The organism is Rhodococcus sp. JS3073, assembly GCF_026810085.1.
In the GTDB taxonomy this organism is placed as follows: domain Bacteria; phylum Actinomycetota; class Actinomycetes; order Mycobacteriales; family Mycobacteriaceae; genus Rhodococcus_F; species Rhodococcus_F wratislaviensis.
Window position 1 is genome coordinate 632,597 of sequence record NZ_CP113951.1, and the last position, 12,299, is coordinate 644,895.

General features: G+C 67.6%; 16 protein-coding genes. 2 read left to right on the plus strand and 14 right to left on the minus strand.

The features are described 5' to 3' along the window. Positions 1-46 precede the first annotated feature (46 nt). The 13 genes from recX to pgsA all read right to left on the minus strand — a co-directional run bounded on the left by recX (position 47) and on the right by pgsA (position 10,160). Positions 47-562, minus strand: a complete 516-nt coding sequence (gene recX / locus OYT95_RS03000) for a recombination regulator RecX (RefSeq protein ID WP_328286532.1) — start codon at positions 560-562, stop codon at positions 47-49. A 9-nt stretch (positions 563-571) separates the two neighbouring features. Continuing rightward, complete coding sequence (gene recA / locus OYT95_RS03005) at positions 572-1,615, minus strand: recombinase RecA (protein WP_005240749.1); 1,044 nt, start codon at positions 1,613-1,615, stop codon at positions 572-574. A gap of 145 nt (positions 1,616-1,760) precedes the next feature. Beyond that, on the minus strand, positions 1,761-1,955 hold the full coding sequence (locus OYT95_RS03010) for a DUF3046 domain-containing protein (RefSeq protein ID WP_005240748.1): 195 nt from the start codon (positions 1,953-1,955) through the stop codon (positions 1,761-1,763). A 33-nt stretch (positions 1,956-1,988) separates the two neighbouring features. Next, the gene (locus OYT95_RS03015; RefSeq protein ID WP_268790830.1) at positions 1,989-3,137 is read right to left on the minus strand and encodes a glycosyltransferase; all 1,149 of its coding nucleotides are present in this window, start codon (positions 3,135-3,137) and stop codon (positions 1,989-1,991) included. Positions 3,138-3,164: 27 nt separating this feature from the next. Further along, positions 3,165-4,709: a glycerol-3-phosphate dehydrogenase/oxidase gene (locus OYT95_RS03020; RefSeq protein WP_268790831.1), complete on the minus strand. Its 1,545-nt coding sequence runs from the start codon at positions 4,707-4,709 to the stop codon at positions 3,165-3,167. Next, positions 4,706-5,338, minus strand: coding sequence for a TetR/AcrR family transcriptional regulator (locus OYT95_RS03025; RefSeq protein WP_037232522.1), 633 nt, complete (start codon positions 5,336-5,338; stop codon positions 4,706-4,708). The genes OYT95_RS03020 and OYT95_RS03025 overlap by 4 nt, the downstream gene beginning before the upstream one ends. Positions 5,339-5,612: 274 nt before the next feature. Then, positions 5,613-6,329, minus strand: a complete 717-nt coding sequence (locus tag OYT95_RS03030) for a PIG-L deacetylase family protein (RefSeq protein ID WP_268790832.1) — start codon at positions 6,327-6,329, stop codon at positions 5,613-5,615. 16 nt (positions 6,330-6,345) lie between these two features. After that, entirely contained in the window at positions 6,346-6,522 is a 177-nt protein-coding gene (locus OYT95_RS03035; protein WP_007296377.1) for a hypothetical protein, read from the minus strand. Between the two features lie 189 nt (positions 6,523-6,711). Continuing rightward, positions 6,712-7,542: a phage shock envelope stress response protein PspM gene (gene pspM / locus OYT95_RS03040; RefSeq protein ID WP_268790833.1), complete on the minus strand. Its 831-nt coding sequence runs from the start codon at positions 7,540-7,542 to the stop codon at positions 6,712-6,714. Between the two features lie 15 nt (positions 7,543-7,557). After that, positions 7,558-8,385: a PspA/IM30 family protein gene (locus OYT95_RS03045; RefSeq protein WP_009480014.1), complete on the minus strand. Its 828-nt coding sequence runs from the start codon at positions 8,383-8,385 to the stop codon at positions 7,558-7,560. A gap of 157 nt (positions 8,386-8,542) precedes the next feature. Beyond that, positions 8,543-8,929 carry a helix-turn-helix domain-containing protein gene (locus OYT95_RS03050; RefSeq protein WP_005240740.1) on the minus strand — a complete coding sequence of 129 codons (387 nt, stop codon included), beginning with the start codon at positions 8,927-8,929 and terminating at the stop codon, positions 8,543-8,545. Positions 8,930-9,000: 71 nt separating this feature from the next. Beyond that, on the minus strand, positions 9,001-9,501 hold the full coding sequence (locus OYT95_RS03055; protein WP_037232527.1) for a CinA family protein: 501 nt from the start codon (positions 9,499-9,501) through the stop codon (positions 9,001-9,003). Beyond that, positions 9,498-10,160 carry a CDP-diacylglycerol--glycerol-3-phosphate 3-phosphatidyltransferase gene (gene pgsA / locus OYT95_RS03060; RefSeq protein WP_037232534.1) on the minus strand — a complete coding sequence of 221 codons (663 nt, stop codon included), beginning with the start codon at positions 10,158-10,160 and terminating at the stop codon, positions 9,498-9,500. The genes OYT95_RS03055 and pgsA overlap by 4 nt, the downstream gene beginning before the upstream one ends. A 117-nt stretch (positions 10,161-10,277) precedes the next feature. On the opposite strand from pgsA, the gene OYT95_RS03065 reads away from it, so the two are divergent. Both OYT95_RS03065 and OYT95_RS03070 read left to right on the plus strand, forming a co-directional pair. Then, positions 10,278-10,802, plus strand: a complete 525-nt coding sequence (locus tag OYT95_RS03065; protein ID WP_037232537.1) for an amino-acid N-acetyltransferase — start codon at positions 10,278-10,280, stop codon at positions 10,800-10,802. Between the two features lie 75 nt (positions 10,803-10,877). Continuing rightward, positions 10,878-11,162, plus strand: coding sequence for a YciI family protein (locus OYT95_RS03070; protein WP_005240736.1), 285 nt, complete (start codon positions 10,878-10,880; stop codon positions 11,160-11,162). Positions 11,163-11,205: 43 nt separating this feature from the next. On the opposite strand, the gene OYT95_RS03075 is transcribed toward OYT95_RS03070, so the two are convergent. Next, positions 11,206-12,189, minus strand: a complete 984-nt coding sequence (locus OYT95_RS03075) for a TerC family protein (RefSeq protein WP_037232680.1) — start codon at positions 12,187-12,189, stop codon at positions 11,206-11,208. Positions 12,190-12,299: the final 110 nt, after the last annotated feature.

Consider the following 12,299-nt stretch of genomic DNA (forward strand, 5'->3'; position numbering starts at 1 on the left):
TGGCCAGTGTTGTTGTCTCGTCAGTGTTGTTGTCGTGACGACGTGGTCAGGTCTCGTCGAACAGGCCGTCGGTTTCCGCACCGGCTCGATCGAGTTGTTCCTTGACCACCTCGAACGCCATGCCCTGGGGGAATCCACGGCGCGCGAGCATCGACACCAGACGGCGGACCGCACGGTCCCGATCGTCCGCGGACACCGTCCGCAGTTTCTTCGCGACCAGTTCCGTCGCTCGCGCTCGTTCGTCTTCGCTGTCGATCTGAGCGAGCGCCTCGGCAGCGTCGTCCTGACCGATCCCCTTGCGGCGCAGTTCCAGTGCGAGCGCACGTTTCCCCTTACCGGAGTACGTGTGCCGCGAATGCACCCACTGCTGGGCGAAGTCGGCGTCGTTGACGAGTCCGACCTCGGCGAGACGATCCAGCACACGCTCAGCGACCTCGGCCGAGTAGCCCTTCTTCGCCAGACGCTCGGCCAACTCCGCTCGACTCCGGGCACGGTCAGTCAGAAGACGCAGGCACAAATCCTTGGCCTGCGTCTCCGTTCCACCTTCGCCCGTCGGACGCACGGCGGCGCCTTAGAATTCGACCGGGGCGGCGTCATCCGTAGCAGCAGTGACGTCGGCGCCGATTCCGAGCTTTTCCTTGATCTTCTTCTCGATCTCGTCCCGGATGTCGGTGTTCTCCAGCAGGAACTTGCGGGCGTTCTCCTTGCCCTGCCCCAACTGGTCGCCTTCGTAGGTGTACCAGGAGCCCGACTTGCGGATGAACCCGTGTTCGACACCCATATCGATCAGCGAGCCTTCCTTGCTGATTCCCAGGCCGTAGAGAATGTCGAACTCGGCCTGCTTGAACGGCGGCGCGACCTTGTTCTTGACCACCTTGACACGGGTACGGTTACCCACCGCGTCGGTGCCGTCCTTCAGGGTCTCGATCCGCCGCACGTCGAGGCGCACCGACGAGTAGAACTTCAATGCCTTACCACCGGTGGTGGTTTCGGGGGAACCGAACATGACGCCGATCTTCTCGCGCAGCTGGTTGATGAAGATCGCGGTGGTGCCGGAATTGCTGAGCGCACCGGTCATCTTACGGAGCGCCTGGCTCATCAGACGGGCCTGCAGACCCACGTGGCTGTCGCCCATCTCGCCCTCGATCTCGGCGCGCGGGACCAGCGCGGCCACGGAGTCGACCACGAGGATGTCGAGGGCACCGGAGCGGATCAGCATGTCTGCGATCTCCAGCGCCTGCTCACCGGTGTCGGGCTGCGACACCAGCAGCGCGTCGGTGTCGACGCCGAGCTTCTGGGCGTAGTCGGGGTCGAGCGCGTGCTCGGCGTCGATGAACGCGGCGATGCCGCCTGCCGCCTGGGCGTTGGCGACCGCGTGCAGAGCCACGGTGGTCTTACCCGAGGACTCCGGGCCGTAGATCTCGACGACACGGCCGCGGGGCAGCCCGCCGATGCCGAGGGCGACGTCCAGCGCGATGGAGCCGGTAGGGATGACGGCGATGGGCTGACGGACACCTTCGCCCAGGCGCATCACCGAGCCCTTGCCGAAGTTCTTGTCGATCTGCGCCAGCGCGAGGTCGAGCGCCTTGTCTCGATCGTGTGCCTGTGGTGCCATCGTCGTCCCCATTCCTCGAGTCTCATCAGTGATCTGCGGTCAGGTTAGATCCAGGTACCGACAAGAACCGTGACCACCGAACATCTCCAGCATAGGGGAACGTGTGTTCGATATGTGCGGTCGGTCCGTTCGACACGCCGGATTTCTACCGGCGCTGCGGCGGGACGTCGAACTCCACGCAGAGTTCACGCCACACCTCGCGGGGTTCCCTTCCGTCCTCGATGGCTTCGGCGGCGGTCTTGCCCCCGAGACTGAGCAGCACGTGGTCGACGAGTAGTGCGTCGCCGCGCATCTGTCCGAACTCTTCGCGGACGAGTTGGTGAAATTCGGTCAGTCGCACGCATCCACGCTAGCCGAACCTCGAGCCGGGCTCTCACCGCAGCGCGTCGCGGCACACCTCCACCGGATCGGCGACGTCCGCGTTGCTCCGCGCGGCCCGCCGCGCGGCGTCCGCGTGGGCACCGTTCGAGAGCACCTGTTCGACCGCCGCGCGGAGCGCCTCCGCACTCGGGGGACGAACCACGACGGCGCTCCCCTGCCGCGCGGCCCGGTTCGCGAGCTCCCACTGATCGCCGCCGCCGGGAACCACCACCGCCGGAACCCCTGCGAGCAGGGCCTTGGCCAGCATTCCGTGTCCGCCGCCGCAGACTACCGCCGACGCCTCGCGCAGCATCGCGTCCTGCCGGCCCAGACCGGCTCGCGCCCACGGCGGAACCGTCGCCGGCGATCCGTCCAGTATCGACGCGATCACCCGGACGCCAGCCCCATCGAGACCCGCGAGCGTCGTCTCGAGCATGCCCTCGGCGCCGGTGAATGCGGTCGACGGAGCCACCATGACCAGAGGATCGGCGCCGTCCGGCGCCTCGAGCACCTCGTTCGTCGGTTCCCACAGCAACGGACCGACGACGTGCGCCTCGGCAGGCCAGTCCGGCCTTGGCACCTCGAGCGCGGGGAGCGTCGCGATCAGCCGGCGCACCGGTCCCGGGTCCTTCGCAGGCAGTCCGACGCCGACCCGGGCCGCGGAGCGCTGCCGCTCACCCTGCCGGATCGACCGCGCCGTCGCGGCGCGCATGAGCGTGTCGCGGAGCGTGCCCCTGATTCCCACGCCCGGAGCCAATCCGCTCCCAATGGGCGGCAACCCCGTGGACGCGGCGTACAGCGGGTGCGGGGACAGCTCGACCCATGGAATCCCCAGCCGCTCCGCGGCCATCCCCCCGCCTGCGGTGAGGATGTCCGAGACCACGAGGTCGGGTCCCATCGCGCGCAGGTCGGGGAGCAACTCGGTGGAGATGTGCGCGGCGCGGGCGTGAATGCGCGCGCCCGCATCGAGGTCGTCGTCCGTCGGGCGGGGCGCGAGACCTTTCAGCAGCTCGGCAGGCACGCCGGCCGACCGTGCGGGCTCGACCCACCTTGTGCCTGTGAACAGGACGGGATCGTCTCCGGCCTCGATGAAGGCGAGGCACAACGCAAGGGCGGGAAAGGCATGTCCGGGATCAGGCCCGGCGACCACGGCGACTCGCACGAACCACAGAGTGTCACACGGTCGGCGTCACCGTTTCTCGAACACTGCTTCGGCGGCACCGAGAGACCGGGCACGGTCGGCGGGGACGAGCCCGATCCGGGTGCGCCGGTCGAGCAGGTCGTCGACGTCGAGTGCCCCCTCGTGGGTCACCGCGAACTGGAGCTCGGCGCGGCTCACGTCCACACCCTCGGCGATCGGCGCGAGCAGTTCGGCGTCTGCGGCGGCGATCAGCGCCGCCTCCGTTCCGTAGCGGGCGAGCAGCGCGGGCGGGGCCGAGACCTTCTGCAGCGCTTCGGGTGTCGCGGCGCCGACGAGCGGCAGGGCCCGAGTCCGGCACCGGCCGGCGTCCAGTCCTGCCACGTCGACCGCGGCGTCGACGGCGTCCTCCGCCATCTTTCGGTAGGTGGTCAGTTTGCCGCCGACCACACTGACGAGACCCGTGTCCGAGCGCAGGATGGCGTGGTTGCGGGAGAGGTCCGCGGTGGATCCGTCCCCGGTGTCGAGCAGAGGGCGCAGGCCCGCGAAGGTACCGAGGACGTCCGAGCGCTGCAGCGGAACCTCGAGCGCGGTGTTGACCGTGTCGAGAAGGAAGTCGATCTCCTGCTCCGATGCCACCGGAACATCCGGAACGGGTCCCGGCGCCGCCTCGTCGGTCAAGCCGAGGTACACGCGGCCGAGCTGTGCGGGCAGCGCGAAGACGAAGCGATTGGTCTCACCGAGGATCGGCACCGTGAGCGCCGCGGCCGGGTTGCCGAGCCGCTCGGCCGGGAGCACCAGATGCGTGCCGCGACTGGGCCGCAACGTGATTCCGGGATCGATCTCCCCCGACCACACTCCCGCCGCGTTGACCACGGCGCGCGCCCTGATCCGCAGTTCCGAGCCGGTCAGCTCGTCGCGCAGGGTCGCGGACGTCCCGGTCACGTCGTACGCGCCTGTCCGCGTGAGCACCTTCGCACCGTGGAGCGCGGCAGTGCGTGCGAGGGACACCACGAGTCTGGCGTCGTCGACGAGCTGGCCGTCGAACGCCATCAGGCCTCCGCGCAGGCCTTCCCGCCGCACCGCGGGGGCGAGTTCGACCACCCGGTCGGCCCGGACCGTCCGTGACCGCGGGAGGACCGACGACGGTGTGCGAGCACTGGCACGCAGCAGGTCGCCGGCCAGGAATCCCGTACGGACAAGGGACTTGCCGAACAGGGTCGTCGAATCGAGGACGGGCACGAGCTGTGGGAGCGCCCGGACGAGATGGGGAGCGGTACGGGTCATGAGGATTCCGCGTTCGACCGCGCTCTCGCGGGCGATGCCGACGTTGCCCGATGCCAGGTACCGCAGCCCGCCGTGGGCGAGTTTCGAACTCCACCGGCTGGTCCCGAACGCGAGATCCCGCTTCTCCACGAGCACGACGTCGAGGCCGCGTGACGCCGCGTCGAGCGCGACACCGACGCCGGTCACCCCGCCGCCGATCACCAGGACGTCGACGAGTGCACCGTCCGACAGCTGGTCGAGTTCGCGCGCCCTTCGCGCGGCATTCAGAGCCGACGAACGGCTCACGGGCGGCGTGTTCAGATGGTTCACCGGTCTCCTCGATCTGTCGGGTGGTTGTCGGCGGCGTCCGGGGCCAGATAGGCGCCGACGGCGTGCCGGAGTTGCTCCGTGAGGGCGTCGCCGGGAAGTTCCTCGGCCACCATCGCGGCCGACTGAACCGCGGACTGCGCGATGAGCAGCACCATCGTGGCGATCTGACGGCTGTCCCCCGCGCGGATCGAGCCCTGGTCCTGTCCCGTCGACACCGCGAACGCGACCTGGTCGATGATCGCCCGCTGGCTCGTACCCAGCCGCTCGAGGATGTAGGTGGTGAACAGTTCCTGATCCGAACGCAGGATCTTCACGAACAGCGGATGGTCGCGCACCTCGGTGGACACGTGGACCACGGCGTCGACCAGCTGACGGTGGACCGATTCCTCCGCCGAGAATTGGGGCATCACGGCAGCGATCTCGCGGGTCATCAGATCGGCGACCACGGCCCTGGTGTCCGACCAGCGCCGGTAGACGGTCGGCCTGCTGACGCCGGCGCGCCGGGCGACCTCCGCCAGCGTGGTGCGACGCAGTCCGAAATCGAGGATGCACGAGCGTGCGGCGTCGAGAATGGAGTCCTCGACGCTCGCTGAGGCGTCGTCTCGCGACGGAGAATTACGAATAGACATTGTGTGTAACATCGTAACGCACGAATCCCCTGCCGGCACCGGACCGGCACCCGAATCACCTTCGCCCAGGCCGTTCACGTCCGCCCGACCGCCCCTGACGCCGGGGATTCGAGTGGCGTATGCATGGCCGGAGGGTGAGAGGGCAGGACAGGCGTGTACGTCGGGTGAGGGCCGGCCACGACGACCCAATTTCGGATAATTATGGCATTCCGTCCGCGCCGGAGTCATACCCCGGCCAGATCGGTACGCCGGCACGATCCCGACGGTTCGGGCCTCAGGCGAAGTAGTAGAGCTCGAATCCCACCGCGCGTTCGGCGTCGAATCCCGGTTGCGGCCCGGTCACCATCTCGACCTGTGCCCTCGCCTGCTGCCCCACCGGGACGTCGCTGAGCGCTTCGAGGTAGCGGACGTGCTCGGCCAGCGAGAGCACCGCCCGATCCACCGTGTGAGTGACATCCACCGCGTGGGTAGGGGTCATCGTGTTGACGGCGACCCAGCGGACACCGCGCCACGGCGGCAGCCCCGACTCCCCCAGCTCGGGAAAGATCCATTCGTTCGCGGCATCCGCGGTGGCGTCGAGAACGGAACGGCCGAGCGCGCGGTGGTCGGCACTGTTCAGCTGGCCCGGCCCCCAGGTGTCCGCGAAGTTCGCCGTCACCACGAGATCCGGGCGATGACGACGGATCGCCGTCGCGAGATCGCGGCGGAGAGCGAGACTCTCCACGAGAGTGCCGTCGGGGTACCCGAGGAACTCCACGTCGGTCACTCCGACCACGGCTGCGGAACGCCGCTCCTCCACCTCCCGCAGCGGGCCCGACTCCGTGGGATGCAGGCCCGCGATCCCCGCCTCCCCGCTGGTGGCGAGCACGTAGCGGATGTCCTTGCCCTGCTCGGTCCAGCGCGCTACGGCCGCCGCTGCGCCGTATTCGATGTCGTCGGGGTGCGCGACGACGACGAGCCCACGATGCCAGTCCTCGGGTACCGGTTCCATGGGTAGAGCATGCCTGTCAGCTCCGCGTGATGTCCGATTTCTCGCCGGATCCGGACATCGCCTTGATCAACAGGTACACGCCGAACACCACGGCGCTGACCACGAGAATCCAGAACAGACCCTTGACGAGGGCACCGACGACCGCCAACGCGATCCAGATCGCCGCGACCGCAAGAACAATCTTCCAGAACATGATTTCCTCCACTCACGTCTCCCCGATCGATTTCTGCGCCCGACATCTGGTCGACCCCACTTATCGGGTACGCACACCAGCGTGGCACGGCGGAGCGGGTAAATCACCAGGTCAGCGTAAAGATCAGGGAAAGATCAGGGTTCTCCCCCACAGACTTCCCGGAAGTCGCCGGACCGGTCGATCGACGACTCAGCGATAGCGGCGAACGATCTCGTCGATCTCGCCGAGAGCCGCCGCGAGGCCGGCGAGCTTTTCCGTCGCCGACACCAGCTCTGCACGTTCGCAGGCCAGTTCGCCAACGGCACTCGTCGTTCCGGGAACGGCGACCTCGGCGGCAGCGGCCACCAGTTCTTCGAACTGGTCGACGCCGTCGTCGAGTTGCGCGGCAGCGGAGGCGATCGCACGGTGGAGCGGCGCTGCCGCGGCCCGGCTCCCCTGGGCGGCGTCCTCCATGGACGTGATGTCGAGTGCGACCGCCTGCAGGGCGGCGGCCGCGGAACGGGCCGTGGAATGGGTGTCCTCGACGTCCTCGCCGCTGATGGTCCCGGACCGGGACAGCACGCCGAGAATGCCGTGCAGTGCCCGTTCGCTGTGCACGAGTCGCTCCATCGGCTCCCGGGCGGCCGAGGACGGCGGAGGAAGCACCCGACGGGCAGGCAGGCCCGGTGGCAACGTCACGGCGGCGAGCTTGCGGTAGCGGCTGGCGGCCAGCACCGCAGGGACCGCGAACACGACGGCGCCACCACCGGCGATCAGCATCGACCACTCCGGTGCGGCCATCAGGGCGAGACCCGCGGCACCGGTGGCCGAGGATCCGGACACGATGCCGTAGCGCTTCGCGCGGCGCCGGGCCCGCCGCTTCTTCCGCAGCAGCCGTTCCCGGGGGTCACGCCACCTCTGCGCCGCGTCCGCGACGGACTCACCGGCGTCGCGCAAAGCGCCCTGGATCCCGGCGAGCCCGGACACGACAGTGGCCGACCGGACTGCGCGTCCAGGTCGGCCACCTCGGGTGGAACTCATGCGAATACTGTTCGGCTACTGCGCCGCGCCGGTCTGGCCCGCTGCCGGCGGCTGCTTGTCGAGGTTCGGGCTGGCAGGAGTCGCCGGCGCGTTGGCGGCGCCGCCGGACGGCAGGGCGTCGCCCTTCATCGAGGCCCGGATCTGCTCGAGCCTGCTGTGTCCGGCCATCTGGATGCTCGCCTGCTGCACCTCCATCATGCGGCCCGACACCGAGTTCTGCGCCAGCTCCGCGGAACCGAGAGCGTCGGCGTAGCGGCGCTCGATCTTGTCGCGCACGGCGTCGAGACTGGGCGTGTTGCCGGGAGCGGACAGGGTGCTGTCCATCGAGCGCAGCGACTCGCTGACCCGTTCCTGCATCTTGGCCTGCTCGAGCTGGCTGAGCAGCTTGGTGCGCTCCGCGACCTTGGCCTGCAGAGCCATCGCGTTCTGCTCCACGGCCTTCTTCGCCTGTGCGGCCGCCTGCAGCGACTGGTCGTGCAGTGCCTTGAGGTCCTCGACCCCCTGCTCGGCGGTGACGAGCTGGGCGGCGAACGCCTCGGCGGCGTTGGTGTACTGGATGGCCTTCTCGGTGTCGCCCGCGGCCTGGGCCTGGTCGGCCAGGTTGACGGCCTGACGGGCGTTGGCGTTGAGCTTCTCCACCTCGTCGAGCTGGCGGCTGAGCTTCATCTCGAGCTGGCGCTGGTTGCCGATGACAGACGCGGCCTGCTGCGACAGGGCCTGGTGCTGGCGCTGCGCATCCTCGATCGCCTGCTGAATCTGAACCTTGGGGTCAGCCTTCTCATCGATCTTGGAATTGAAGAGCGCCATCAGGTACTTCCATCCCTTGACGAAAGGATTAGCCATGGGTTTGATCCTGCCTCCATCTGTTGCGCCGCGCGATGCGCGACCCGATACGCGACCGTCACGCACCGGAACAAGGGCTGCGCCCCGACTGCCTGTCTGACCCGCCGACAACGAGATCGGCGGTTAACTGAAATCTATCGGTTCGGCACGGGTGTTGCTACGCGGCAGCCAGCGCCTGCGCGGGTGCAGGGATGACCACCCGGGTGTCGCGGGCGATGGTCGTCGAACCCGGTCGTGCGCTCGCGGCAGGAGCCTCGGCGGGCGCGGATTCGACCGCGTGCCGCTCGGTGTCCGCACGCTTGGCCGAAGAACCGTCGGACAGCGATTCGCTGACGTCGACGAGCACATCGGAGAGTGGGACCTCCAGTGCGTCGCAGATCGCCGCCAGGAGCTCACTCGAAGCTTCCTTACGCCCGCGTTCGACCTCGGACAAGTACCCGAGGCTCACACGAGCACTGTTGGAGACCTCACGCAGGGTCCGGCTCTGCGAAACGCGCGTACGCCGAAGACTGTCACCGATTGCCTCACGCAATAGCAGCGCCATCTCGCTCCTCCTTCATCCGTCACCTGTCTCGCCTATCTCAACGCGCGAACAGGACCGATTGGTTCCCGACCTTAGCCTGCGGATGTTTCCTGCACACGATCGAGGAGTCCCGACACGGCGGCGGAAACCGCAGATTTCCGGATCTGCCACCGGTCACCGGTCAATCCGAGCTCGCGGACGACCGTGCCGGACGCCCCGGAAATGCTCAGGAACACGGTGCCGACCGGGTGTCCGTCCTGCATGTCCGGGCCCGCGACACCGGTCAGTCCGACACCCCAGTCGGCGCCGCAGCGGGCGCGGGCACCATCCGCCAGTGCCCGTGCCGTGGACGCGGCCACGGGCCCGTCCGCCGCCAGCCGGGTGGGATCGACCCCGGCGAGGGTGGCTTTCAGGTCGGTGGCGTAGACGACGAGCCCGCCGCGGAGCACGTTGCTGGCGCCGGGCACTCCGGCGATGGTCGCGGTGAGCAGTCCCGCGGTGAGCGATTCCGCGGTGGCCACCGTCTCGCCGCGGGCGGTGAGGACGGCGACGAGGTCACCGGCCCGCGTGCCGTCCACCAGCGGGTCGGTCACGCCCCGGTGCTCGCGTTCGCCTCGACCTTGTGCACGCCGGCTCGCAGGCGGACGGCCTGCACGACGTAGTCCAGCCCGGTCACCACCGTCAGCAGCACGGCGGCACCCATGAGAATCCAGCCGGCGACCTCGAATCCGTCGGGCAGCGGCAGCAGGTAGTAGCCGATCGCGATCGTCTGCACGAGAGTTTTGAGCTTGCCTCCCCGGCCTGCCGGGATGACGGCATGTCGCAGGACCGCGAACCGCAGCAGGGTGATGCCCAGTTCCCGGACCGCGATCACCGCCGTCACCCACCAGGGCAGGTCTCCGAGAATCGACAGCCCCACGAGGGCCGCTCCGATCAGCGCCTTGTCCGCGATCGGATCGGCGAGCTTGCCGAAGTCGGTGACGAGGCCGTACTTGCGGGCGAGTTGCCCGTCGATCCGGTCGGTGATGGCCGCGACCGCGAACACACCGGTGGCGATCAGGCGCCACGTCGTCGAGTGCCCGTCGCCGACGAACAGCACGACCAGGAAGACCGGGACCAGCAGGATCCGGAGAATCGTCAGGATGTTCGCGATGTTCAGAAGTGGTACGGCAGTCTCACTCGCGGGCTCCACCGAGGGGTCCGGGGCCGCCGGTTGGTCGGCGGCCGTCCAATCCTCGCGCTGCGCGCTCATCGCAGCACCGCAGCGTCGAACTGCACCCCGGGACGCAGCGGGGAGTGGGGAGGATTCGTAGGTCGTACCGGCACGTGCCTAAGAATATCGGTACGGCCGTTGGCTAATGTTCACGACATGACTTCTCGGACGCCGGACACCGCCGACAATCAGCTGATCGTGCGGCGAGCACGAACCTCCGACATCCCCGAGATCAAGCGCCTGATCGACATCTACGCCGGCAAGATCCTGCTCGAGAAGAACCTCGTGACCCTGTACGAATCCGTCCAGGAGTTCTGGGTGGCCGAACGCGACGGCAACGTGATCGGTTGTGGCGCAATGCACGTGCTGTGGGCCGACCTCGGCGAGGTACGCACGATCGCGGTCGATCCGTCGGCCAAGGGCCAGGGCGCGGGACACCACGTGGTGGCCAAGTTGATCGAGGTCGCGCGGGAACTCGAACTCGAGCGTCTCTTCGTTCTCACGTTCGAGGTGGACTTCTTCGGCAAGCACGGATTCGTCGAGATCGACGGCACACCCGTGACCGCCGAGGTCTACGCCGAGATGTGCCGCTCGTACGACACCGGTGTCGCCGAATTCCTCGATCTGAGCTACGTCAAGCCGAACACCCTCGGCAATACCCGAATGCTTCTCACCCTCTGAAATCCCAGTGCGTGAGACGGAAGTGCCCTGATCCCATTTTTTGTTCGACGAACCCGTCCCGGAGAGAGCGAGAACATGTCCCTGTTCGTAGTGGAGTACACGTATTCGGCCGATACCGTCGCCGGACGCGACGAGCATCGCCCCGCCCACCGCGAGTGGCTCGGTGAGCTCGCCGAGCGCAAGACCGTCGTCTCGTCCGGCCCCTTCGCCGATGGCAGCGGCGCATTCATCATCGTCGACGCCGCCGATGCGGAGACCGTGGAACTGCTCTTCACCCACGACCCGTTCGCCCGCAACGGACTCGTGGCGGCCTCGCGGATCGTCGAATGGGTTCCGGTGCTCGGCGAATTCAGTTCCTGACTCACCGAGCACCGGACACCCTCGAGCACGACGCCCGGCGGAACTACTGCGCCGGCGTCGTGTTCCGCGTCTTGAGAAGGCTGGCGACGGTGGTCACTGCCAGCACACCGAGGATGACGGCGAGCGAGAATACCGTCGACACCTCCGGCACGGCCACGTGCTCGCCGCCGTTGACGAAGCCCAGCGTGTTCTCGTGTAGGGCGTGCAGCACGAGCTTGACGCCGATGAACGCCAGGATGATCGACAGGCCGTACGACAGGTACACCAGACGGTCCAGCAGGCCGCCGATGAGGAAGTACAGCTGACGCAGACCCATCAGCGCGAACGCGTTGGCCGTGAAGACCAGGTACGGCTCCTGGGTGAGCCCGTAGATCGCGGGAATCGAGTCGAGCGCGAACAGCACGTCGGTGAATCCGATGGCGACCAGCGCGAGCAGCAGCGGCGTCACGACACGCTTGCCGTTGATTCGCGTGACGAGCTTGTCGCCGTCGTAGGTGTCCGTGGTGGGGAGGATCTTCTTCGCGACGGCGACGATCTTGCTGTCGCGTTCCTCCTCCACCTCTTTCTCGTGCCCGTGATCACGTACGAGCGTGTACGCGGTGTAGATGAGGAACGCACCGAACAGGTAGAACACCCAGCTGTAGGCGTTGATCGCCGCGGCACCGACCCCGATGAAGATTCCGCGCATCACCAGTGCCATCACGATGCCGATCAGCAGTACCTTCTGCTGGTATTCCCGCGGCACCGCGAATGTTCCCATGATGATGACGAATACGAAGAGGTTGTCGACCGACAACGCCTTCTCGGTGACGTAACCGGCGAAATACTCGCCGCCGTACTGACTTCCCCACAACCACATCACGACCAGGCCGAACAGGATGGCGATACAGATGTAGACCGACGACCAGAACGCCGACTCACGGAATGTGGGGGCGTGCGGTGTGCGCACGTGCGCGAAGAAGTCGAAGACGAACAGTCCGAGAATCACCACACAGGTGATGACCCAGACCAGCGGTGACACATGCATGAACACAGACCTCCGGTAGACCTAGCGGGTACCGGAGGTCTCTCCCGCCGCCGGAACCTCGTGTCCGAGCGACTGACAGCCCCGGATCGGCAATGGTGCCGATCGTGTTG